The sequence below is a fragment of the Bacillus sp. F9_6S_D1_P_5 genome (genome assembly GCF_054823925.1).
On the sequence record NZ_JBTREW010000010.1, the window covers coordinates 141,447 to 165,650 of the forward strand.

The following is a 24,204-nucleotide window of genomic DNA, read 5'->3' on the forward strand; positions in this document are numbered from 1 at the left end:
GGTTCTAGGAGGCGTAACTGGATAAAATAAGAGCCTTCTATATGAATAGGGGGCTCTTATTTTGTCGATATATTTAAAAAATCGCCGATATAATTTTATTTACTGCCACGCAACATAAAAAAGAGCTATTCTCAAACGATGAGAATAGCTCTTTTTCTTATGCAACCTTCTCTTCCGAAGTAATGCCGCGAATTTCATCAGCAGAACGAATTGGATATTTACGGAACACGATTGATCCGATGTATCCAACAATCGTGGTAACGATTCCACATAATACAGCAGCAATTGTTACTTTTACAACGTCATTAAATCCGAATAAGACAAGAAGTCCTGGGATTGGTGATGCCGTTCCTGGTGCATTATTAACGAGCTGGAACAGAGATGTAATAATACCAGCAAGCGCACCGCCAACGAAGTTTGTTGCATAAATTGGAATTGGATTTGCTGAGACAACATCGGCTTGTGTTAAAGGCTCGATTGCTACAGCGATTGTGTCTTTCTTTGAACAAATTTTTAGTCGTTTAAAGAAAATAAAGTTCATTGGGGCTGAGGCTGCTACGGCAAGACTACCAATTGCCATTGGTAAACCTGTTAACCCAAGCATTGCAGTTAGTGCCATAGAACTCAGTGGAGAGGTAGAAATAACTGTTATTAATCCACCAAGCATAATACCCATAATGATAGGACTCTCTGTAGTTGCAACTGAAATCATAGAACCGATTTTACCGAGTGTTGCGTTCACGAGTGGATCCATAAGCATTGCCATTCCGCGTGAGATTGGTGCAGCAATAAATAAAATTGCTAAAAATTCTACACCAGCTGGTAATTTCTTTTCGAGAAATTTCACGACGAAAGCACAAACGTATCCAGCGAAAAATCCTGGTAAAATACCGAATCCACTAGTAGCGATACCGATTAGAACAGCATACACGGGTGAAACACCGATTGCTAGTGCGACTAAAATCGCGGCTGCGACACCGCTCATACTACCAGAAGCTTCTCCTACTGATTGTAAAAAGTCATTATGAAACATTTCTCCACCGATATAACGGTGAAATGCTTCAATAAGAAAACTTGCGATTGCTGCATTAGCTAAAGCACCCATCGCTTTCATACCGTAAGGAGCACGGTAACTAAAAAGTGTAAATAGACAAAGTACAACAAGTAATAGTGCTAAACCTTGCAAGATAGCCATTTGAAAACTGTCTCCTTTGATTTTTGTAATAAAAATTTGTATCATTCAATAATAATATAAAAGTTCATGAAACGGAAAAATTTTTTATTGGGAAATTGCCATAAGGTGAAGATGCCTTACAATAATGTAAGGAAAGTGTAAGGTGTTTAGATAGAGTATAGTATGTCATTTTTCGTATAATACAAGTACAGATATATGACTAGGGAAAAAGAAGTGCAAACAGGAGGCTCATATATGAAATTGGTAATTAAAGTTTTAGTTGTATTCGCCATCATTTTAGGTGGAACAGCGTATTATTTGAACACAAAAACAGAAGGTGTACATGCTTTTGTAGACAACTTCTTTTCAAATAAAGAAATACAAGATTATTATGCGGTTATAGATAAAGGTGAGAAAAAAGACGGAGAGTATTTGTATACATTTAAAGGGTATACAGAAGACGGAAAGTTACAAGTTGTGAAAAGAATGATGAACCGTGAATTGCATACGGGGGCATTTATAAAAATTTATGCAAAAGGTATGCAAGGAAAAGGATGGGCTGAAATCTCAAAAGAATCAATTCCGCAAAAAGCGTTGGAAAAAATAGAGAAACGATAAAAGGAGCGATTAATTCACTCCTTTTTTAGTGCGTTAAAATAGTGATAGTGGTTTTTTCTTTGTTAGAAATAATTTTTACACGGCCACCAATTGGGAAAGTGAAAATCGGGGTTGTATGACCGAAACTTGCGTTTGCAATGATAGGTATATGTGCCAGTTCAGGTTTTGAAGTAATCATTTCTTGAATGTCTTCTGTCGTACATTCTGCACCTTTTTGCATCTTTCCTATAACGATGCCTTTTACATGTTCAAAATCTTGTTGCTGCATAAGAGAATGTAAATAGCGATCAAAAGTTTTAAGAGTAGATGTTCCAGTTAAACTATCTTCTTCAAGAAATAAAATTTTATCCTTTAAGTTTGGCATATATGGTGTACCTTGCAGTAAGTTCAATGTGCTCATATTACCACCGATAATATCTCCCGTAGCTTCGCCTTCGTGAATGGAAACGTATCCTTCATTTTTAATAAATTTTCGATTTTCTTGATCTATGTACCAAGAATCATCGCTCCATGTTTCAGATGGAGGGACTTCAATAGACTTATTAGAAGTTAAGCATTTTAAAAAGTAATCGGTTGTATACTCGAGCCCTTTCTCCATTCCAAATGAAGAGAAATGGGGCCCCGAATATGTAACAAGTCCTGTCTTAGTGTAAATTGCATTATTTAAAGCAGTAATATCCGAATAGCCACAGAAAAATTTCGGATTTTCACGAATTAAATCGTAATCGAGATGTTTTAATAAACCGTTAGAATTGTATCCACCAAGTGTCGTCAAAATAGCTTTTACATTTGGGTCTTTAAATGCTTCGTGGAGATCTTGAACGCGTGAAGAAATAGAAGAGGAAGCGAATCGATCTATCTCATCAGCATATGTTGAGAATGTAACTGGAAAGCCCATATCGGTTAATCTTTTTATAGCAAGCTCTTGGCACGTATTTGAGACAATACTTAAACTGCAAGATGGTGAAATAACTCTAATTTCATCACCTGGTTTTAATTTTTTTGGTAGCATTTAATTCACCTCTTTAAATGAAAGAATATTTAGATTTTAAAAATATTTTATCATATGAAATAAAGTGAAAGTGAATTATTTTTTGAAATGGAGTTTTCCTGATTTTTCAGCAGACAGACAGAGGTTTTTTTTGATATGATAGGAAAAGTGATTTATTATAAGTAGTATTTAATATCTATAACAATTGAAAGGTGTGCAAGACGTGGAGAAACAACTTGCAGGCTTGCCGGTACACGTTCATTTCGTAACAGAAATCCGTGAAGGGGCGAGAAAGGAAACCGTTGCTTTTGAAGCAAATGGTCAATACTATGTAAAAGGTCAAGGTACATACGTAACATTCCAAGAGCCGAACGAACAAGGCGAAGTGAAAACAATTATTAAAATTCAAGATGAACAAGTTCTCATTATGCGTTCAGGTGCTGTTTCAATGCGTCAAACGCATGTGAAAGGTGAATGGACAACCGGTACGTACACGAGTGAACTTGGTACGTTTGCATTGCAAACGAAAACTGATAACGTTCTTTTTAAATGGTCGGATGAAAAGAAAAAAGGACAACTTTTCTTAACGTACGCATTGCTTCTAAGTGAACAAGAAGCTGGCAGATATACAATTACACTTAATTTGAAGGAGGCAAAATAATGAATTCTTTAGAACAAGTAAAAGGATTGATTAAAGAAGAAATTCAAGCTGCTGTATTAAAGGCAGAATTAGCGACAGAAGAACAGATTCCAAACGTTGTATTAGAATCTCCAAAAGATAAAACAAATGGTGACTTCTCTACAAATATGGCAATGCAACTTGCACGCGTTGCGAAAAAAGCACCTCGTATGATTGCAGAAGAATTAGTTGCAAACTTCGATAAAGCAAAAGCTTCTATTGAAAAAATTGAAATCGCAGGTCCTGGTTTCATTAACTTCTACATGGATAATAGCTACTTAACAGACTTAATCCCAACAATCGTTAACGCTGGTGAAGCTTACGGTGAAACGAATACTGGTAAAGGTGAAAAAGTACAAATTGAGTTCGTATCTGCGAACCCAACAGGTGACCTTCACTTAGGACATGCACGTGGTGCAGCAGTAGGTGACACTTTATGTAATCTATTAGCAAAAGCAGGATACGATGTATCTCGTGAGTACTACATTAATGACGCTGGTAACCAAATTCATAACTTAGCTCTTTCAGTTGAAGCTCGTTACATGCAAGCTTTAGGTCTAGAGAAAGAAATGCCAGAAGACGGATACCATGGTGCGGACATCATTGGAATCGGTAAACGTTTAGCTGAAGAGTTTGGCGATCGTTATGCGAAAGCTGATGAAAAAGAAAGCTATGAATTCTACCGTGAGTACGGTTTAAAATATGAGTTAGCAAAACTTCAAAAAGACTTAGAAAGCTTCCGTGTTAAATTTGATGTATGGTTCTCAGAAACATCATTATACAAAAACGGAAAAATCGATCAAGCTCTTGCAGTATTAAAAGAGCGTGAAGAGATCTTTGAAGAAGATGGAGCGACTTGGTTCCGTTCAATGACTTACGGTGACGATAAAAACCGTGTATTAATTAAAAACGATGGTTCTTACACGTACTTAACGCCGGATATCGCGTATCACCGTGATAAATTAGAGCGTGGTTTCGATAAGTTAATCAACATTTGGGGTGCTGACCACCACGGTTACATTCCTCGTATGAAAGCTGCTATCCAAGCGCTAGGTTACGATAAAGAAACACTTGAAGTAGAAATTATCCAAATGGTACAACTGTATCAAAATGGTGAAAAAATGAAGATGAGTAAGCGTACAGGTAAAGCAGTTACACTTCGTGAGCTTATGGAAGAAGTAGGCGTGGACGCAATGCGTTACTTCTTCGCAATGCGTAGCGGTGATTCTCATTTAGATTTCGATATGGACTTAGCTGTATCAAAATCTAATGAAAACCCAGTATACTATGCACAATATGCACATGCTCGTGTATGCAGTATCCTTCGTCAAGGTGAAGAGTTAGGATTAGCTACAGGCGGAGACGTGAACTACAAACTTGTTACTTCTGAGAAAGAAGTAGAGTTACTGAAAAAACTTGGTGAATTCCCAGCAGTAGTTGCGGATGCAGCACAAAAACGTCTACCACACCGCATTACAAACTATGCATTTGAATTAGCAGCAGCATTACACAGCTTCTACAATGCAGAAAAAGTATTAAACCAAGATAACGTAGAATTAAGTAAAGCTCGTTACGAATTAATGAAAGCAGTACGCACTACACTTCAAAACGCACTAGCAATCGTAGGAGTATCTGCACCAGAAAAAATGTAATAGGCAAAAAAAGATGCTTATTTTTGTTTAGAAGTGATATACAAGTTGACATAAAAACATCTAATTAGTCTATAGACTAATTAGATGTTAAAGAAAGAAGACCAACGAAAGGTCGTATGGCTTCATAATAGGAAGTTTAAACAGAAAAAGAGATGGCAAAGCCATCTCTTTTTCTATGCCAATTTTTTAATATAAATACATGTGACAAATATATGTTTATGGTGATGAAGTGAAAATAGTAAAATACCAATTAACTATTGATTTTTAGGAACGATTCTAGAATAATAGACTGTCGGGGGGAAAATTATCAAAAATCCATATATGTATTATTAGTCGGTGGATATTACTAGGAAATGGTGTGATTGTTGTAAAAATCATTGTTATAGCTATACCAAGTAATAAAATAACAATGTATCTAATCAAGTATCTAATCAATTAGTAATGAATCCTGAAAACTTCCAACTTAGTCAAGAAACTAGGGGTGGTATGTTTAAAATAGTACATATAGTACAATTAAAGTTTTCATGATTTGATAAAAAATAATGAAAGGATATAAAACTCTCGGTTTTGATATTATCATCATATATAAGCTCATTTTACTTCTTCGACATAGCCATGGAACCCATTAGGCAAAGTATTTTTTCTTGACACCCATTTATATACTCCAAAAATGAAAAGGCTGAATTTCGTATTTATATACGATTTACATGAATTCAGTTGACAATCATACTTTTTTAGTTACCCCCAAATTTGGTCCACTGTATTCAAATTTGGAGAATATGACTTTCATCTTGCATAGGCATGCAATACTTCATCCAGAGTGTTTTTAATTATATAATGCAGGCGGTGGAACGCTTCTTGTTCTACTTGTTTCAGTGTGTAGATCGGTTATTTAATGAAACACAAACCGTTTTAACATATAGCCAATTTCACTACAACCCATAGTAATAGAAAACATATCTTCAATGATATCTTTTAGAATATGAGTATCCTAGCACATTTCATGGCCGTAAACTTCTTTGGCTTGTGTGCCAGGTTAGATTATATGCGTTACTTCTTAATATTCTTTAGGGGATAAGTAAGGAAGTTAGGTGAAGTAACTCTTCTATACTTGTTGGCGATGAAATTTTTGTATTTATAGAGCAAGCGTTTGCGTTGGGTGTGAAGAAATTTCAGAAACTCTAAAGCATAATAAGAAGAATGACTGTCATGAGTTTTATCATGAGTGCTTTTCGAATTGTCTTCTTCTGACTTTGAAGTTATCCTATGGTCGGTGTACGTGTATTTATAATTTGAATTTCTTTATCAAAATTTGTCCTGTACCTGTTTTTGTTAAATGGCATAGGCCAGAAATAAAATTTCGGAGAAACTAGATGAATCTATATAAGAGTCGAACTTCAATTTTCTAAATAATAGAAGGGTTGAAAAAAGAGGAAAAGATGATAATAGCTATCAAACATATTTTAGTAAAATAGCTTAATGACATTGAATAATAGAATCCTTGTCATAGTATGTTTTTTCTAAAATGTATTTAGATTTAATTTTATAGGAGGGGTAGAATAAAATATGCATTTAAAAAGAATTACTTCAATTTTTTCGATTATAATGATTTTCATGTTTACTATAGGCCAGAGTCTTTTACCTATAGTAGCAAATGCACAAGAATTAAACACAGCAGGACTTGTGGATAGTTTTAAGATTGATAAAACGGATCTTTTTATCGGACAACAGACTAAAGTCACTGTCAACTTCAGTGAAAAAGATGGTCTTAAGCTGAAGGCTGGAGACACACTAACATTAACACTGCCTCCAGAATTAAAAGGATTAAATACAGAGTTTCTATTAGATGACTATGGTACTTGTAAAGTTACTGCAGGTACTGTGGTATGTACATTTAACGACAAAGTGAGTACACATCAAAATATTAAAGGGTATTTAAACTTTTTCGTGGAAGCTGCCAATGTAGGAACGGATGAAAAGAAAGAGATTGAAACCAATTTCGGTACAAATGTAGATAAGCAATCTGTAACAATTACCGGTCCAACAAGCGGTGGTGGTACAGATCCTGGAAAGGGTCCGTTTTTTTATAAAACTGGTGATATGAGAGGTAAGCCAGGTGAGGTACGTTGGTTCTTAAATATAAACTTAAATAAAGAAGAGTTAAGTCGCAATATTGTTGTGACTGATAATTTACAGGAAGGTCAAACACTTAATAAGGATAGTTTCTATATAAGTATAGATGATCATCTAGGTCGTCGATCTTTAACGCTACAAGAGCTTGAAAAGCAAGGTTACGGAACGATTACCTTTACTGGAGACAGATCATTTAAAGTTGTGCTTAATAAGGATAAAGCACGTCTTGCCTCCTTTACGATTGGTTATACATCTACTATAACGGAAGCTGGGAAGAAGCAAGAGTTTTTTAAGAATGATTATACGATTGATTACCAAGTTCTAAACAAGGAACCAGTTACTGAATCGGGTACCCACCCAGTCGAAAATATGACAGCTGGTGGTGGTGCTGAAGGTAACGTGATTCCAAGAGGAACGCTAAAAATTGTGAAGCATATTGAAGGGGATGAAGAAAAAGTAATCCCAAATGTTTCGTTTAAGCTGTATAAAGAGTCTGATGAACAAGTTGGAGATGTATATAAAACAGATGAAAAAGGGATAATTGAAATCCCTAATTTACAACCAGGTAAATATTATGTGAAAGAAGTTTCGGCTCCAGACTATGTTGATTTTGATCCTCAAGCAAAAATAATTTTTGAAGTTAAATCAGATGCTGTAAATGGAGTTAAGTTGCCAATTCCAAATAAAGTGAGAACTACATCTATTGCAGGGACGAAGACGTGGAAAGGCGATAACGAGAAAGATCGTCCAAGTTCAATCAAAGTAGACTTACTACAAAATGAGAAAGTAGTAGATACGAAAGAAGTAACAGCGGCAGATGGTTGGAAGTACAAATTTGACAACCTAGCAGCATATGATGCAAGTGGAGTAGCATACAAGTATGAAGTAAAAGAAGAACCGATAGATGGATACACAACAGAAGTAAATGGTTATGACATTACAAATACAAAAGTGGTACAAACAACCAAAGTAGAAGGAACGAAAACATGGAGAGACGATAACGAGAAAGATCGTCCGACGATGATTAAAGTAGACCTACTACAAGACGGTACAGTGATTGCGACGCAAGAAGTAAGCGAAGCAACAGGTTGGAAATATGAATTTAAAGATCTGGCGATAAACAACGCAGACGGAAAAGCATATAAGTATGAAGTGAAAGAACAACCAGTAGCAGGATATGAATCCAAAGTAAATGGTTATGACATCACGAATACAAAAGTCGGTAAGACATCAGTTGCAGGAACGAAGACGTGGAAAGGTGGAACAGAGGAAGAGCATAAAGCCATCAAAGTAGACTTACTACAAAACGGTACAGTGATTGCGACACAAGAAGTAAGCAAAGCAACAGGTTGGAAGTATGAATTTAAAGATTTAGTAGCGTTTGATGAAAATGGAAAAGCATACAAGTATGAAGTGAAGGAACAACCGGTGGATGGATACGAATCCAAAGTAAATGGTTATGACATCACAAATACAAAAGTAGGCGAAACAAAAGTAGAAGGAACAAAGACGTGGAAAGACGATAACGCAAAAGATCGTCCGGAAATAATCAAAGTAGACCTTTTACAAAATGGTAAAGTAGTAGACACAAAAGAAGTAACAGAAGCAACAGGCTGGAAGTATGAGTTTAAAGATTTAGCAGCCTACGATGCAAACGGAGTAGCGTACAAGTATGAAGTGAAAGAACAAGCAGTAGCCGGATATGAATCCAAAGTAAGTGGTACCGACATCACAAATACAAAAGTAGGCAAAACAAAAGTAGAAGGAACGAAGACATGGAACGACGGAAATGCAACAGACCGCCCGACAATGATCAAAGTAGACTTACTACAAAACGGGAATGTGATTCAAACACACGACGTACTAGCAGTAATGGGTTGGAAATATATATTCTCAGATTTAGAAGCATATGATGCGGAAGGAAAGATTTACGAGTATACAGTGAAAGAACAGCCAGTACCAGGATATGAATCTAAAGTAAGTGGTACCGATATCACAAATACAAAAGTAGGTCAAACAAAGGTAGAAGGAACGAAGACATGGAAAGACGATAACGCAACAGATCGTCCGGAAATGATTAAAGTAGACCTACTACAAAATGGCACAGTGATTGCAACGCAAGAAGTAAGCAAAGCAACAGACTGGAAATATGAATTCAAAGATTTAGCAGCGTATGATGCAAACGGAGTAGCGTACAAGTATGAAGTGAAGGAACAACCGGTAGCCGGATATGAATCCAAAGTAAGTGGTACTGACATCACGAATACAAAAGTAGGCGAAACAAAAGTAGAGGGAACGAAAACGTGGAACGATAACAATGCAACAGATCGTCCAAGCACAATCAAAGTAGACTTACTACAAAACGGAAAAGTAGTAGACACAAAAGAAGTAACAGCAGAAACAAACTGGAAGTACACGTTTGAAAAGCTCCAAGCATACGATGCAGACGGAGTAGCGTACAAGTATGAAGTGAAAGAACAACCGGTAGCAGGATATGAATCCAAAGTAAAAGGTTATGACATCACAAATACAAAAGTAGGCGAAACGAAAGTAGAAGGAACGAAGACATGGAAAGACGATAACGCAAAAGATCGTCCGGAAATGATTAAAGTAGACTTACTACAAAACGGAAAAGTAGTAGATACAAAAGAAGTAACAGCGGCAACAAACTGGAAATATGCATTTGCAGATGTAGAAGCATACGATGCAAATGGAGTAGCGTACAAGTATGAAGTGAAGGAACAACCGGTAATGGGATACCAATCTGAAGTACACGGTTATGACATCACAAATACAAAAGTAGGCGAAACAAAAGTAGAAGGAACGAAAACATGGAAAGACGATAACGCAAAAGATCGTCCGGAAATGATCAAAGTAGACCTACTACAAAATGGCACAGTGATTGCAACGCAAGAAGTAAGCAAAGCAACAGACTGGAAATATGAATTCAAAGATTTAGCAGCGTATGATGCAAATGGAGTAGCGTACAAGTATGAAGTGAAAGAACAACCAGTAGCAGGATATGAATCCAAAGTAAAAGGTACTGACATCACAAATACAAAAGTAGGCGAAACGAAAGTAGAAGGAACAAAAACGTGGAACGATAACAATGCAACAGATCGCCCAAGTTCGATTAAAGTAGACTTACTACAAAACGGAAAAGTAGTAGATACAAAAGAAGTAAGCAAAGCAACAGACTGGAAATATGAATTCAAAGATTTAGCAGCGTATGATGCAAATGGAGTAGCGTACAAGTATGAAGTGAAAGAACAAGCAGTAGCCGGATATGAATCCAAAGTAAAAGGTACTGACATCACAAATACAAAAGTAGGCGAAACAAAAGTAGAAGGAACGAAAACATGGAAAGACGATAACGCGAAAGATCGTCCGGAAATGATCAAAGTAGACCTTTTACAAAATGGCACAGTGATTGCGACGCAAGAAGTAAGCAAGGCAACAGGCTGGAAATACGAATTCAAAGATTTAGCAGCGTATGATGCAAACGGAGTAGCGTACAAGTATGAAGTGAAGGAACAACCGGTAACGGAATACCAATCTGAAGTACACGGTTATGACATCACAAATACAAAAGTAGGCGAAACAAAAGTAGAAGGAACGAAGACATGGAAAGACGATAACGCAACAGATCGCCCAAGTTCGATTAAAGTAGACTTACTACAAAATGGTAAAGTAGTAGATACAAAAGAAGCAACAGCAGAAACAAACTGGAAGTACACGTTTGAAAAGCTCCAAGCATACGATGCAGACGGAGTAGCGTACAAGTATGAAGTGAAAGAACAACCGGTAGCAGGATATGAATCCAAAGTAAAAGGTTATGACATCACAAATACAAAAGTAGGCGAAACGAAAGTAGAAGGAACGAAGACATGGAAAGACGATAACGCAAAAGATCGTCCGGAAATGATTAAAGTAGACTTACTACAAAACGGAAAAGTAGTAGATACAAAAGAAGTAACAGCGGCAACGGAATGGAAGTACACATTTGAAAAACTCCAAGCATATGATACAGACGGAGTAGCGTACAAGTATGAAGTGAAAGAACAACCAGTAGCAGGATATGAATCCAAAGTAAAAGGTACTGACATCACAAATACAAAAGTAGGCGAAACAAAAGTAGAAGGAACGAAGACATGGAACGACGGTAACGCGAAAGATCGTCCGGAAATGATCAAGGTAGACCTTTTACAAAATGGCACAGTGATTGCGACGCAAGAAGTAAGCAAAGCAACAGGCTGGAAATACGAATTCAAAGATTTAGCAGCGTATGATGCAAATGGAGTAGCGTACAAGTATGAAGTGAAAGAACAACCAGTAGCAGGATATGAATCCAAAGTAAAAGGTACTGACATCACAAATACAAAAGTAGGCGAAACAAAAGTAGAAGGAACGAAGACATGGAACGACGGTAACGCAACAGATCGTCCAAGCTCGATTAAAGTAGACTTACTACAAAATGGTAAAGTAGTAGATACAAAAGAAGCAACAGCAGAAACAAACTGGAAGTACACGTTTGAAAAGCTCCAAGCATACGATGCAGACGGAGTAGCGTACAAGTATGAAGTGAAAGAACAACCGGTAGCAGGATATGAATCCAAAGTAAAAGGTTATGACATCACAAATACAAAAGTAGGCGAAACGAAAGTAGAAGGAACAAAAACTTGGAACGATAACAATGCAACAGATCGCCCAAGTTCGATTAAAGTAGACTTACTACAAAACGGAAAAGTAGTAGACACAAAAGAAGTAACAGCGGCAGCGGAATGGAAGTACACATTTGAAAAACTCCAAGCATATGATGCAGACGGAGTAGCGTACAAGTATGAAGTGAAGGAACAACCAGTAGCAGGATATGAATCCAAAGTAAAAGGTTATGACATCACAAACACAAAAATCAAGGACGAACAACATACAGATCCAAAAGATCCAAGTACAGATCCGAAAGATCCTAGCACAGATCCGAAAGATCCAAGCACAGATCCGAAAGATCCAAGCACAGATCCGAAAGATCCAAGCACAGATCCGAAAGATCCAAGCACAGATCCAAAAGATCCAAGCACAGATCCAAAAGATCCAAGTACAGATCCGAAAGATCCAAACACAAATACAGATAACAATAGCGATTCAAAAGTTCCACCTACTACAGAAAATGATAAGCCAACCTTACTTCCTAACACAGGAGGAACATCAGTAGAAATGAGTTCAATTCTTGGAGGTATGGTATTGTTCCTTTTAGGCGGAATCCTACTCGCTCGTCAGCGAATTAAATAATAAAAAAGCTTTAGATTATTAATTACACTGTAATCTAAGTAGCTGACAAATTAAAAAATTACTATTGATATTGCTCCCTTTAGGTAAGTATTCAAAAACACTTCACGATAAAGTGAAGAATGCAGCCTGAAGGGTTTTTTTTATAGAAAAAAGAGAACAATTTTAAGGTGGAATCAATCAGCGGCTCTAAAGCGATAACAAAACCGTTTTTAAGAAGCCTATTATAATTGGACCATAAACTTAGAGCAGGGTATCTCATGTAATTTAAGGTCAATGCCATGTTTCATTAAGTTTTGGATGAATGCATAGCCATTTTTATGGCTAATTTAGAAATAGCATTTTGTAAAGTTTTGTTCTTGAATAGCTGCTGCAATGTTTATTTTAGGAATGAAGGCATTAGTTCCTGCAGTTTAAGTTAACAAAACTGCAAGAGCAACCTTTTTGTAATTGAAAAACATTATCATTAGATACAATCAATATTATCACAATTTTTATTCTACGTAATGCTATAAATTTGATGTAATTTATTTATATATTACGATTTTAATTATACACCATAATACCATGTAATAAATATGCTTTTATGCATATTTATTTTTTCTCAATAAACAGCCACCGATTAATCGGTGGCTTGAAATAGTATTAAGCGGCTTTTTGTCCTGTTTTTACGGTGGAATGAAGGCTGTTATAGACACCAGTACCAATGACCTCTAATGCCATTTTCATACGTTCTAGCGAAATATTTTCTAATACGTTATCTTGAGGTGTGTGGTATACCTTTTCGATATGATAGATTAATGGATTCCAACTATCGACACCCATCCAAATAAATAGAGCCGCAGGAATCCCAACTTCAGCAAATGGCACATGATCACTAGATCCAAATTTTCCTTGAAGAACGAGTTCATTATTTAATTGTTTACCTGCTTGTAAGGCTGCGTCTGTTACAAGGTTTGGAGAACCGTTAGGCGTCATAGCATATAAATTCTTCGCTTTATCGTAATTTGTTGCAACCATGTCTGCGTTAAAGACACCTAAAATTCGATCGCGTTCTTTTTGGGATAGACTATTAACGTAATGATCGGAACCAAGTAAGCCAGTCTCTTCAGAACCAAAAGCAATAAAACGAATTTCTTTATCAGTTTCTACATTTTGAAAAGCACGAGCTAACTCTAATACTAATCCTGTACCAGAAGCATTGTCATTTGCTCCAGGTGCTCCAACTACGCTATCATAGTGTGAACTTACAACGACAGCTTTTTCATTACCTGTACTATTTTTAGGTTTCTTTTTAGCGATGACGTTTAATGATGTTAAATTAGATTCATGTCTTGCTTTTAGGGAAAGAATTGTTGTCCCTTTTTTAGCAATTTCCTCTTTAAATGCATTTCCTTGCGCATAAGCAAGACCAAAGACAGGGATAGATTGCTTTTTTGTTAGGCGAGGGTTGAAGGTTTGTCCATAATTTCCGCGTCCGCCAATTAAACTGTATAAAAGAACTCCTTTTGCTCCTTTACTAACAGCATTTTCAACTTGTTTATTATAGTCTGCAACTGTTGTTCCTCTTTCAAATAGAACAATTTTCCCGTTTACTTCATTTGGGATATCCTCTAATTTTGTTCCACCTTGAACAAAGATAAGAGGGGCTGTAACAGCTTCTGTAGAAATTAGTGCGTTAGGAGCAGCACCAGCTTGCCAATTACGCTTTGTGGATAATGGTGATTCCATAAATCCAACGTATTGATCGGGCACTTGAAATGGTTGATATTCTACCTCATATCCCATTGATTTAAGCTGCATACCAACGTAGCGAGAAGCCCATTCTTCTGATTTTGTTCCACCAGGGCGAGGACCAATTGTTTCGGATAAGAAACGGATGTGTTCAATGGTGCGGCTTGCATCAACTTTTTTTGTGATAGGTGAAGTTTGTGTGATTTCTGACGTGGAATCAGCTTTGACTTGTCCGATTGGAGCTAAGCTAACAGCGAGTGATACAGCAAGCAAAGAGCTTACTATTTTTTGTTTCAAAGATTTTTTCATTTTTTCCTCTCCTATTCTTCTATTCTCTCTGACTGACAAAAGAAGACGGATAACGACTTCATTTTACCTTTACCCTTATTCGTTTTCAATATTCTGACATTGAGAAATAAAAAACGATGTATGCATATTTGCATATTTTTGATGGAGACATGTATGCTATCATTTTAAATGAAGGTTCGCTTTCTGCTTGGAAAGCTCCTACATTGCATGAATCTAGTGTACCCAAACTTTAGATTATGTAGAGAAAAGAATCCACTGTAGGGTTTCTTTTCTCATGTTTGAATCATGTGATGATAAATATGTTTCCGCATTTCATACTTATTATCAGTGATATATGTAAGGCATCCATATGAAAATACGAGGCTGTTCAAAGGTTTTCCGTACTTTTGGACAGCCTCACCCCGTTAAAAGGACGATACTTTATGTATCGTCCTTTTTCAAGCTGTGGAGAAAATCTTCTCTACAGCCTAAAAAAGAACCGCTTCCTACTAAGAAGCGGTTCTTTTTTATATTTCTGTTAAGATTATTGGTTCGCCGCGTGTTACAACAACTGTATGTTCACATTGTGCAACAAGGCTTTTATCAGGTGTAACGAATGTCCAACCATCATCGCCACGTTCGATAATGTGATCAGCTTTCATCGAAATGAATGGCTCTACAGCGATAACTAGGCCATCTTTTAGAAGAGCATTATCCATTGGGTCAAAGTAGCTTAAAATATGGTTTGGTGCTTCATGTAAACTAAGACCGATACCGTGACCAGTTAAGTTTTGAATCACATTGTATCCATTTTTATGTGCGAAGTTCGAAACAGCACGACCAATTTGGTTTTGTTTTGAACCAGCTTTCACCTTTTTCATTGCTGCCCAAAATGCATCAACAGCCGCTTGGCAAAGCTTTTCTTTTGCTTCATCTTCTCCAAGTACAAATGAAATACCTGTATCTGCATAATAACCACCAAGTGCAGCAGATACGTCGACATTTACTAAGTCGCCTTCTTTTAATACGCGATCTCCTGGAATACCGTGAGCAACTTCTTCGTTTACACTAATGCAAGTTACACCAGGGAAATCATATTCTTTTTCAGGTGCAGAAATAGCACCGTGCTCATCTAATACTTTTTTACCGATTAAATCAAGCTCTTTCGTTGTCATACCTGGCTTCGCTTCTTTTTTCATTTCTTCACGTGCAAGCGCAACGATGCGGCCGATTTTTCGTAAGCCTTCTAAATCTTGTTCATTACGAATAATCATGAAAACCACTGTCCTTCCTCGAATATATATCTTACCCGATTGTATCATGTTTATTTTCGTCCTGCTACTCGCTTGCGGTATGGGGGCTTATTCCTCTCACAAAGAATACATGACAATTGTCATATTGATGTCATGACGCATCATACTGTTTCCTAAGTTTTCCAACACGTACAATGTAAATATAAGAAACAGCGGGGGTGGAGAGATGGAAAAGATTATTGAAGTAAATGGTGTTTCTAAAACATTTAAACATAAAAAGGCAGTAAATAACGTTTCATTTCATGTAAATAAAGGAGAAATCGTAGCACTACTTGGACCGAATGGTGCAGGGAAAACGACGACGATGTCAATGATGCTTGGGTTAAAGGATCCGACGGAAGGGACTGTTTCTATATTTGGAAAGAATCCAAAGCGTAGAGATGTTCGTAATAGCCTCGGTGCGATGCTACAAGAAGTAAGTGTCATTGATAGCATTACAGTAGAAGAGGCAATTGAGTTATTCCGTAGTTATTATACGAATCCGGTAGCGAAAGAAACGTTGCTACAGTTATCAAATTTAGAATCAGAGCGAAAGCAAAGATGTGAAAAATTATCAGGTGGTCAAAAGAGAAGGTTAAATTTTGCGCTCGCACTTGCAGGGAATCCAGATTTGCTATTTTTAGATGAGCCGACAGTGGGTATGGATATTACGTCCCGGAGAACGTTTTGGGAAACAATTCGAAAGTTAGCAAGTGAAGGGAAAACAATTATTTTAACGACGCACTATTTAGAAGAAGCGGATGCATTGGCGAATCGTATTTTATTGTTCGCAAATGGAAAGATTATCGCAGATGGTACGCCAGATGAGATGAAGGCGACGATTTCGCAAAAAACAATCAAGTTTTATTCAAAGGAAAATATTCCTACAAAATTACTAAAAGAGTTACCAAACGTAACAGATGTACAGTCAAACGAAGGGCACTTCACTTTAACAACTGAAGATACAGATGCAACTTTAAAAGCAATTTATCAAAAGAATTTACCTGTAACAGATATTTCAGTTGAACGTGGAAGTCTCGATGAAGCGTTTGAACAGTTTGTTGCAAATCAGAAGGAGGGAATCGCATGAGGGCTTTATGGATGCAATGCAAAATAGAAATTTTACGTACGTTTCGTAATAAATTATTTATCTTTTTCTCATTATTAATGCCAGTTATGTTTTACTACATTTTCACAAATGTTATTCAAGTGCCACAGAACGGGGATGCGTGGAAAGTGCATTATTTAATCTCAATGGCGACGTTTAGTATTGTAGGAACGGCACTTTTTAGTTTCGGTGTAAGGATTTCTCAGGAAAAGGGGCAAGGGTGGACACATTTGTTAAAAATTACACCACTTCCAGAGGGAGCGTATATAACAGCAAAGATCATCGCTCAAACAGTAGTGAATGCTTTTTCAATCTTAGTTATCTTTATCGCAGGAATATTAATTAATAACGTTGAGTTAACAGTAGGGCAATGGATCGGTGCTGGGTTATGGTTGTTGTTAGGTGTGACACCATTTTTAGCATTAGGTACAGTAATAGGTTCTATTAAGAAGGCGGATGCAGCAGCGGGTTTAGCAAATATTTTAAATATGAGTTTAGCTGTAATTGGCGGGTTATGGATGCCAATCGAAGTATTCCCGAAAATATTAAGAACGATTGGTGAATGGACACCAACGTATCATTTCGGAAGCGGTGCATGGGATATTGTAGCTGGAAAATCGGTTGGTTGGGAAAATATCGCGGTATTAGGAGGTTATTTCCTTATATTTGTTGTAGTATCAATATATATAAGAAAAAGACAGGAAGCGGTATAAATGATAGAGAAGAAGAGGATTGAAATTTTTCCGAAACATATGGGTTTCTTCCCGTATATGTGGCTGGTGTATCTAGTATTTCCGGTTTATGCAATTGTACAACAGGAAGGTTCGAGATTAATGTTTGGTGCTGGTATGTTAATGCTCTTTGTCTTGGCATATCGGCAACTTTATTTTGTTACAAAGATGTTTGCAATGTGGGCTTGTATACAATTAATTATTGCTTTGGTATTTAGTTTTTTTTATAGTCCATACCTTATTTTTTTATGCTTTTTCACATCAAACGCCATAGCGTTCGCACCCACGAAAAAAATATTTCGGATATTATTGGGCTTATTAGTTGTAACGCTTATAACATTTGTATATGGTGCAGGTTTTTCATTTATAAGCTTTATAAATACTGTCCCAATGTTTATTTTGATGCTTGCTGCGCCTTTCGGTATGCGTAACTTTAATCAAAAAAAGATATTAAGAAGTCAATTAAACGAAGCGAATGAGCAAATTAAAGACTTAGTAAAACGTGAAGAAAGGCAACGAATTGCAAGAGATCTTCATGATACGTTGGGACATACACTATCTCTTATTACGTTAAAAAGTCAGCTCGTGGAGAAGTTAATTGTAAAAAATCCGGAGCGCGCAAGTGCGGAAGCAAAGGAAATTACGCAAACATCTCGTACGGCATTAAAGCAGCTAAGGGAATTAATTTCTGATATGCGCATGATTACAGTAGAAGAAGAAATTGAGCAAATAAAAGCGATCTTACAAGCTGCCAATATCGAATTAGAAGTGAAGCAGGAAGCAAGTTCGAGTTCGTTATCACCTATTGAACAAAATATTTTAGGAATGTGTTTACGTGAGGCTGTGACGAATGTTGTAAAGCATAGTAAGGCGACAAAGTGTACAGTCTCTGTATTAGAATCACAAGGTGAGCTGATTTTGAAAGTAGAAGATAACGGAATCGGTTTAGCAGATCAAAACCACGATGGAAATGGCATTCGTGGTATGAAGGAGCGCATCGCTCTTATTGATGGGTTTGTTGAACTAGGTACGATCAATCCAGGGACACTATTAATAGTAAAAGTACCAGTTGTTATTCGAACAGGAAAAGATGAGGTGAGGGCATGATTCGAATTATTATTGCAGAAGATCAGCGGATGCTTCGTGGTGCATTAGGGGCCTTACTTGATCTGGAAGATGATATTGAAGTAATTGGGCAAGCTGCGAACGGGGAAGAGGCACTAAAACTAATTGAATCGCTACAACCTGATGTAAGTATTATGGATATTGAAATGCCAATTCAAAGCGGATTAGATGTTGCGGAAACGTTAAAGAAAGAAAAATCAGCATGTAAGGTAATGATTTTAACAACATTTGCGCGCCCTGGATATTTTGAGAGAGCAATGAAAGCTGGTGTGCACGGATATTTATTGAAAGATAGTCCAAGTGAAGATTTAGCAGCATCGATTCGTAATGTGATGAAAGGAAAGCGAGAAATCTCTCAAGATTTAATGTTCGGCTTGTGGCAGGAGCAAAATCCGTTATCAGATCGGGAAAAAGAAGTGTTGTTACTTGCGAAAGAAGGAAAGACGGCAAATGAAATTGCGAAGGCACTTTATCTTTCACCTGGTACAGTACGTAATTATATTTCTGAAGTATTAACGAAACTTGATGCGAAAAATAGAATTGAAGCAATTACAATTGCGGAAGAAAAGGGATGGATATGAAAAGAAGTTTACCTATGAATGGTAAACTTCTTTTTTCTTATAAAGTGAAACTTTAATCAGTGGGGGGTTTTGTTCATCCCCCACTGATTATTAGTTGAACCAATCGGGCTTTTATGGGCAGTTGATCCCCCACCTAACTTCCTTGCTTCCTCTGAATTTTGGGATGGGGGTCTTACTGCCCGTTAATGCGGGATAAATAACAGAATTTCGTCTCAGTTGAATTGCTTGGAAGGTGAAAAGTAGTACGTAATACAGATTTTGCTTCATTTTTCGACAAAAAATTTGTTATAGTTAGATTAGGTTGTTGGTCTGAATTTTGGACAATTTTTCCACTAACAGTTGTAATTACTCCATTTTTATCTACTTTTACAATGAAATCTTGATTATATACTTTATAGTTTTTGTAAGTTTGTGCAAGGTGAACTTCGGTTTGATTTTCTTTTGTTTCTTTATTTGTAGGTTGGGAATCTACATTCATTTCAGTTGTCACTCACTCTTGTTGAGCTTTCGCCTCGTTTATATCATCCTTTAAATATTTTTTTACCATATTTTTTTGTATCATTTTGAGGTTGTAGTAATTTTAAAATCATTAAACTAGGCTGAGCAATTTCAACTTTTACTTCATTTTTGTCTAATTCTTGGGTGTGAACAGCTTCTGCTGATAAAGGATAAAGAAACCGAATGTAACGAAAAGCACGAGCAAGTTTTCTATAATTTATCTATAAAACTTCTAATCTATTATTGTATGTGAGATGAATTGTATGAAAAATTTGCCGAATTTTATATATATTATGCATTATTTCATATCAAAAATTGTCGAATTCACATTATTGTAGTGGTATGACAACTTAACAAATTAGATTGTTATAATGGGATGGTGAGTAAGTATGCACGCAGAAAAATTAGGAAGTGAAATTAAGAAAATTAGGGTAATGAGGGGATTAACACAAAAACAGTTATCCGAGAACATATGTCATCAATCGGAAGTGAGCCGAATTGAATCGGGCGCGGTATACCCAAGTATGGACATATTGCAAGGTATCGCAGCGAAATTACAAGTTCCTATTATTCACTTTTATGAGGTACTTATTTATTCTGATATTGAAAGAAAAAAGTTATTTAAAGATAGAATTCAAATGTTGAGTAAGAAGAAACAATATGCTGAAATTTATAGCATTGTTTCAAATGAATTAAAAAAAGAAAAGTTTCATCCAGAATTTAATCAGTTTCTTCTTTGGTACTATTACTTATCTGCATATGTTTTACAGAAAATTAATTTTGAATATTGCATTTTAGAGTTGAAAAAAATTGTACATCAATCATACGGAGGAATAGATGTATTTCAAAATTTATATATCGAAAATTCTATTGCAAGCATTTGTGCAGAAAATAATCAATTAGATAGGGCAATAACTTCATTTCGAGCTATTTTAGAACAGTTAGAATCGTTACATAATAATGAGGCATTCACAGTTAAAGTTCGATACAATTATGCAAAAGCTTTATATTTGAGTGATCAGTTTGAAGAGGCATTGTATCAAGTAAATGAAGCGATTGAAGCTTCTCGGTATATGGGAAGTATGGAATTAATCGGTCAATTGTATTATCAAAAGGGCGAGTGCCTTGAGAAATTAGAGTATTCATCAGATGATATTAAAGAAGTGTATAAAAAAGCGTCTTTCTTCTTTGATTTATTAGATTTACATTCTTACAAAGAGACGTTATTAAAAAAAAAGAAGTATTTAAATTAAAATGATTTGGAATATGTATAGTGGTATATTTCGTAAGTTACATCCACAAAAAGTAATGAAATATCCAAAAAATGGGTATGCATAATTGCATAAGTTGTGGATAAATTTTCATGATATATTAAAAGAAAACGATGTGGGTGATGGAATATGAAAAAATTACTTATTGGTAGTCTATTAACGTTAGCAATGGCATGGGGTATTTCATTAACAGATACAGCTTTAGAGAAAAGCCAAGTAATTTCTCATAATGATCAAGAGGTACAATTAGCTTCAGATTTACCATTTGAACATTAAAAAAACAACCGTCTTACTTAGACGGTTGTTTTTTTGTGGAGTAACCTCCAAACGTCTTTACTAGAAACAGGCTTGCTAATAAAGAAACCTTGAATGTGGTCACAGTTTTGTTCATATAAAAACTTCCATTGTTCTTCTGTTTCTACACCTTCTGCAATAACTTCTAAATTTAATTCTTTCGATAGCTTAATAATGGAAGCGATAATAGCTTCTTCTAAAGGGCTATTTGTAATTCCACAAATAAACTCTCGAGCGATTTTTAATGTGTTAATTGGGTATTTTGTTAAATAAGCTAAAGAACTATAACCAGTTCCAAAGTCATCGATTGAAATTTGAATACCGAGATTTTGAAGCTGTTCTAGTTTGGAAATGACAGATTGGTTTTGATTAATTGCGATACTTTCTGTAATTTCGATATCTAGTGCTTCCGGTTTTAGTTCGGTTTCTTCTAATACTTTTGAAATAGTAGGGATTAAATTTACATGGTTAAATTGAACAACAGATAAATTTACACCAACTTTCAAGTGAGAAAAACCTTGATTATGCCATCTTTTTGCTTCTAAGCAAGCGGTACGTAAAATCCAATTTCCAAGTTCAATAATAAATCCGGTTTCCTCCGCTAGAGGAATGAATTGGGCAGGAGATACGATGCCGAGTTTTGGATGCTTCCAACGAATTAATGCTTCAAAACCGATAATTTGTTTTGTTTTTGTGCTTACTTGTGGCTGATATTCAAGGAAAAATTCATTTTGTTGTAATGCCTTAGAAAGTTCACCTTCTAAAAATTCAATCTCATTTTGTGCGATACTCATTTCTTTTGAGAAGAAAACGAATCTATTTTTTCCGTTCGCTTTCGCACGATACATAGCCATATCCGCATTTTTCATTAATTCTGTTACATCTGTTCCATAATCAGGGTACATTGCAATTCCGATACTCGGTGTAATAGATAGTTCTTCATCTTTAATAAAGAATGGTTTGTTTAAAATAGTTAAAATCTGCTCAGCTATAAAAGCCGCACTTTTTTCTGAGTACATATCTGGTAATAGAATTGTAAACTCATCCCCACCTTGGCGAGCAACGACATCCTTCGAACGTAAGCAACCGCGTAATCTTTTTGCTACTTCAATTAATAATAAATCTCCGACGTCATGACCAAGCCTATCGTTAATTTTTTTGAATCGATCTAGATCAAGGAACATGACGGCAACATCATTTGCACTAGTTTGAGCTGTATTTAAAATAGTTTTTAAATCTTTTTCAAATTTTCGACGATTCGGTAATCCTGTGAGTGCATCATGAAAGGCTAAATGTTCTACTTGTTTTTGTTTTTCATATAAAGTTGTAATATCACGTGCTATGCCGAACATCCCGACAACTTCTTTATTTATGAAGGTAGGAATGAGTGTAATGTGAAGGTAATAGTAGTAGCCTTCTTTTTCTTTTGTACGAACTTCTAAAGTTTGTGGTCTACCTTCTTTCGTTATTTGTAACGCTCTCTTTAGTAGATCGTGGTCTTTTGAGTCAATAAAGTGTAAAAGGGAATAGCTTTCTACTTCACAATAGTAGGCGGTAAATAAACTTTCACATGCCTTATTAGAATGTTGGAAAATACCATTCATATTTAAAGAGAAAACGGCATCGGGATGATCTTCAAATAAAGATTTATAGCGTTGTTCACTTTTGGATAATGCAAATGCACCTTCTTCAACTTCATCTTCTAGTTGTGTAGTCAGCTGTTCATATGTATCGATTAATACTTTATTATCTTTCCACATGTAAAGTTGTCGTAAGAATAATAAAATAAGTGATAATACGAGACCGATTAACATGAACTTATCATCCCAAGGTTGAATAAGAATAAAGGAAAAGGTAATGATTATACTGAAATAAGGTAATATAAAGCGCACATAGTCGAATCGATAATACTTTGTTTTCGTTTCATGCTGTATTGGTTTATCCAAAATGTATAGTATGGATGACAAACCAATTAATAAAATTGAAGCAGTATGTACTAAGTAAGAGACTTCAGAAGAGGTTTCCATCCCTGAATTTAGTTGGAACAGGTGTATATATCCGTACAAAAGTATGATAGTAAAGCCGATAATTAATGAAATTCTGCTAGCAGAATATTGTTCTCGTCTATATAGGCTAATAACAGCGTAAATTACTAATGCTTGTGCAATAAAGTATCCGATTAAAACCCATTGATCTGTTGTTAGCATACGAAAGCTTGAAAGGTCTAAAATAAAAGTTAAGGTAAAATAAATATTCATAATCACAATAAAGATGCTATCGAATGAAAATTGAGCAAGGCCTCTAATAGAGTAATGTTTTATGAATTTGATAGCAAAACCAGAAAAGAGCAAAATATATTGTATGATGAAAAAAGGTAGTGCCTTATATGAGAATATGACTTGATTATATATAGAAAGTGAATGAAGAAATAAAGTTATCTCCATAGCCAATCCACATAGGCAAGTGCATAATAATAACACCCAAAATAGTTTATCACCGCGCTTCATTTTCTTAATTGCTTTATATGAGCAATAACAAGAAAAGATTGCAGCAAAACAAAATAAGAAAAGGATTCCAATTTCTTTTATATTCCACTCATTTGGAGTAAAGGATATCCAAAGAGAAAATATACAAATATAAATTATGACAAATTGTACATACTTTTTTTGATTAATCATATTATGACTCCGTTTCAATAAAGTTGAATCTCAGGGGGAAAATGCTAATTTAAATAATAGCATATAAAATA

Annotated in this window: 16 protein-coding genes and 1 pseudogene; 10 read left to right on the plus strand and 7 right to left on the minus strand. The window is 35.8% G+C overall.

Annotated features, from left to right (window positions below):
- Positions 1-157 precede the first annotated feature (157 nt).
- Complete coding sequence (locus ACUXEY_RS14495; RefSeq protein ID WP_000996323.1) at positions 158-1,195, minus strand: PTS sugar transporter subunit IIC; 1,038 nt, start codon at positions 1,193-1,195, stop codon at positions 158-160.
- Positions 1,196-1,429: 234 nt separating this feature from the next.
- On the opposite strand from ACUXEY_RS14495, the gene ACUXEY_RS14500 reads away from it, so the two are divergent.
- Positions 1,430-1,792: a YxeA family protein gene (locus ACUXEY_RS14500; protein ID WP_429601634.1), complete on the plus strand. Its 363-nt coding sequence runs from the start codon at positions 1,430-1,432 to the stop codon at positions 1,790-1,792.
- A 25-nt stretch (positions 1,793-1,817) separates the two neighbouring features.
- On the opposite strand, the gene ACUXEY_RS14505 is transcribed toward ACUXEY_RS14500, so the two are convergent.
- Positions 1,818-2,804 (minus strand): S66 family peptidase, encoded by a 987-nt coding sequence (locus tag ACUXEY_RS14505; RefSeq protein WP_461300973.1) that lies wholly within the window; start codon positions 2,802-2,804, stop codon positions 1,818-1,820.
- 202 nt (positions 2,805-3,006) lie between these two features.
- Here ACUXEY_RS14505 and ACUXEY_RS14510 point away from each other — a divergent pair, with 202 nt between their 5' ends.
- The 3 genes from ACUXEY_RS14510 (at position 3,007) to ACUXEY_RS14520 (ending at position 12,536) form a co-directional block, all read left to right on the plus strand.
- Positions 3,007-3,444, plus strand: coding sequence for a YwiB family protein (locus ACUXEY_RS14510; protein ID WP_000414868.1), 438 nt, complete (start codon positions 3,007-3,009; stop codon positions 3,442-3,444).
- Positions 3,444-5,114, plus strand: a complete 1,671-nt coding sequence (gene argS / locus ACUXEY_RS14515) for an arginine--tRNA ligase (protein WP_144614875.1) — start codon at positions 3,444-3,446, stop codon at positions 5,112-5,114. Before ACUXEY_RS14510 ends, argS begins: the two co-directional genes overlap by 1 nt.
- Before the next feature lie 1,566 nt (positions 5,115-6,680).
- Complete coding sequence (locus ACUXEY_RS14520; protein ID WP_461300974.1) at positions 6,681-12,536, plus strand: Cna B-type domain-containing protein; 5,856 nt, start codon at positions 6,681-6,683, stop codon at positions 12,534-12,536.
- Between the two features lie 175 nt (positions 12,537-12,711).
- Here the strand turns inward: ACUXEY_RS14520 and ACUXEY_RS14525 are convergent.
- The 3 genes and pseudogenes from ACUXEY_RS14525 to map all read right to left on the minus strand — a co-directional run.
- Positions 12,712-12,859: pseudogene (locus ACUXEY_RS14525) on the minus strand (type I methionyl aminopeptidase); the annotation flags it as partial.
- Between the two features lie 319 nt (positions 12,860-13,178).
- Positions 13,179-14,576, minus strand: a complete 1,398-nt coding sequence (locus ACUXEY_RS14530) for a M28 family metallopeptidase (RefSeq protein WP_166702837.1) — start codon at positions 14,574-14,576, stop codon at positions 13,179-13,181.
- A 506-nt stretch (positions 14,577-15,082) separates the two neighbouring features.
- Positions 15,083-15,877, minus strand: coding sequence for a type I methionyl aminopeptidase (gene map / locus ACUXEY_RS14535; protein WP_429602424.1), 795 nt, complete (start codon positions 15,875-15,877; stop codon positions 15,083-15,085).
- A 157-nt stretch (positions 15,878-16,034) separates the two neighbouring features.
- Between map and ACUXEY_RS14540 the strand changes: the two genes are divergently transcribed.
- From ACUXEY_RS14540 to ACUXEY_RS14555, 4 genes are read left to right on the plus strand one after another with little or no spacing between them, the layout of a single operon-like run.
- A complete protein-coding gene (locus ACUXEY_RS14540) occupies positions 16,035-16,937 on the plus strand; it encodes an ABC transporter ATP-binding protein (protein WP_166702835.1) in 903 nt (300 codons plus the stop codon).
- Positions 16,934-17,668: an ABC transporter permease gene (locus tag ACUXEY_RS14545; protein ID WP_461300975.1), complete on the plus strand. Its 735-nt coding sequence runs from the start codon at positions 16,934-16,936 to the stop codon at positions 17,666-17,668. Before ACUXEY_RS14540 ends, ACUXEY_RS14545 begins: the two co-directional genes overlap by 4 nt.
- Complete coding sequence (locus ACUXEY_RS14550; RefSeq protein ID WP_461300976.1) at positions 17,669-18,793, plus strand: sensor histidine kinase; 1,125 nt, start codon at positions 17,669-17,671, stop codon at positions 18,791-18,793.
- Complete coding sequence (locus ACUXEY_RS14555; RefSeq protein WP_000619264.1) at positions 18,790-19,392, plus strand: response regulator transcription factor; 603 nt, start codon at positions 18,790-18,792, stop codon at positions 19,390-19,392. Before ACUXEY_RS14550 ends, ACUXEY_RS14555 begins: the two co-directional genes overlap by 4 nt.
- A gap of 172 nt (positions 19,393-19,564) precedes the next feature.
- Here the strand turns inward: ACUXEY_RS14555 and ACUXEY_RS14560 are convergent, their stop codons facing one another.
- Positions 19,565-19,882 (minus strand): bacillolysin, encoded by a 318-nt coding sequence (locus ACUXEY_RS14560; RefSeq protein WP_166702833.1) that lies wholly within the window; start codon positions 19,880-19,882, stop codon positions 19,565-19,567.
- Positions 19,883-20,279: 397 nt separating this feature from the next.
- On the opposite strand from ACUXEY_RS14560, the gene ACUXEY_RS14565 reads away from it, so the two are divergent.
- Positions 20,280-21,143, plus strand: coding sequence for a helix-turn-helix domain-containing protein (locus tag ACUXEY_RS14565; protein WP_166702832.1), 864 nt, complete (start codon positions 20,280-20,282; stop codon positions 21,141-21,143).
- 147 nt (positions 21,144-21,290) lie between these two features.
- Positions 21,291-21,437 (plus strand): quorum-sensing peptide PapR, encoded by a 147-nt coding sequence (gene papR / locus ACUXEY_RS14570; protein ID WP_000734740.1) that lies wholly within the window; start codon positions 21,291-21,293, stop codon positions 21,435-21,437.
- Between the two features lie 17 nt (positions 21,438-21,454).
- On the opposite strand, the gene ACUXEY_RS14575 is transcribed toward papR, so the two are convergent.
- Positions 21,455-24,133 carry a DUF4084 domain-containing protein gene (locus ACUXEY_RS14575; protein WP_461300977.1) on the minus strand — a complete coding sequence of 893 codons (2,679 nt, stop codon included), beginning with the start codon at positions 24,131-24,133 and terminating at the stop codon, positions 21,455-21,457.
- Between the last annotated feature and the right edge of the window lie 71 nt (positions 24,134-24,204).

Excerpts from the sequence above, each read along its gene's own strand:
- papR (WP_000734740.1), top strand. The coding sequence starts at position 21,291 with ATGAAAAAATTACTTATTGGTAGTCTATTAACGTTAGCAATGGCATGG.
- map (WP_429602424.1), bottom strand. The coding sequence starts at position 15,877 with ATGATACAATCGGGTAAGATATATATTCGAGGAAGGACAGTGGTTTTC.
- ACUXEY_RS14545 (WP_461300975.1), top strand. The coding sequence starts at position 16,934 with ATGAGGGCTTTATGGATGCAATGCAAAATAGAAATTTTACGTACGTTT.
- ACUXEY_RS14555 (WP_000619264.1), top strand. The coding sequence starts at position 18,790 with ATGATTCGAATTATTATTGCAGAAGATCAGCGGATGCTTCGTGGTGCA.
- ACUXEY_RS14565 (WP_166702832.1), top strand. The coding sequence starts at position 20,280 with ATGCACGCAGAAAAATTAGGAAGTGAAATTAAGAAAATTAGGGTAATG.
- ACUXEY_RS14500 (WP_429601634.1), top strand. The coding sequence starts at position 1,430 with ATGAAATTGGTAATTAAAGTTTTAGTTGTATTCGCCATCATTTTAGGT.
- ACUXEY_RS14575 (WP_461300977.1), bottom strand. The coding sequence starts at position 24,133 with ATGATTAATCAAAAAAAGTATGTACAATTTGTCATAATTTATATTTGT.
- ACUXEY_RS14540 (WP_166702835.1), top strand. The coding sequence starts at position 16,035 with ATGGAAAAGATTATTGAAGTAAATGGTGTTTCTAAAACATTTAAACAT.
- argS (WP_144614875.1), top strand. The coding sequence starts at position 3,444 with ATGAATTCTTTAGAACAAGTAAAAGGATTGATTAAAGAAGAAATTCAA.
- ACUXEY_RS14530 (WP_166702837.1), bottom strand. The coding sequence starts at position 14,576 with ATGAAAAAATCTTTGAAACAAAAAATAGTAAGCTCTTTGCTTGCTGTA.
- ACUXEY_RS14505 (WP_461300973.1), bottom strand. The coding sequence starts at position 2,804 with ATGCTACCAAAAAAATTAAAACCAGGTGATGAAATTAGAGTTATTTCA.
- ACUXEY_RS14520 (WP_461300974.1), top strand. The coding sequence starts at position 6,681 with ATGCATTTAAAAAGAATTACTTCAATTTTTTCGATTATAATGATTTTC.
- ACUXEY_RS14550 (WP_461300976.1), top strand. The coding sequence starts at position 17,669 with ATGATAGAGAAGAAGAGGATTGAAATTTTTCCGAAACATATGGGTTTC.
- ACUXEY_RS14495 (WP_000996323.1), bottom strand. The coding sequence starts at position 1,195 with ATGGCTATCTTGCAAGGTTTAGCACTATTACTTGTTGTACTTTGTCTA.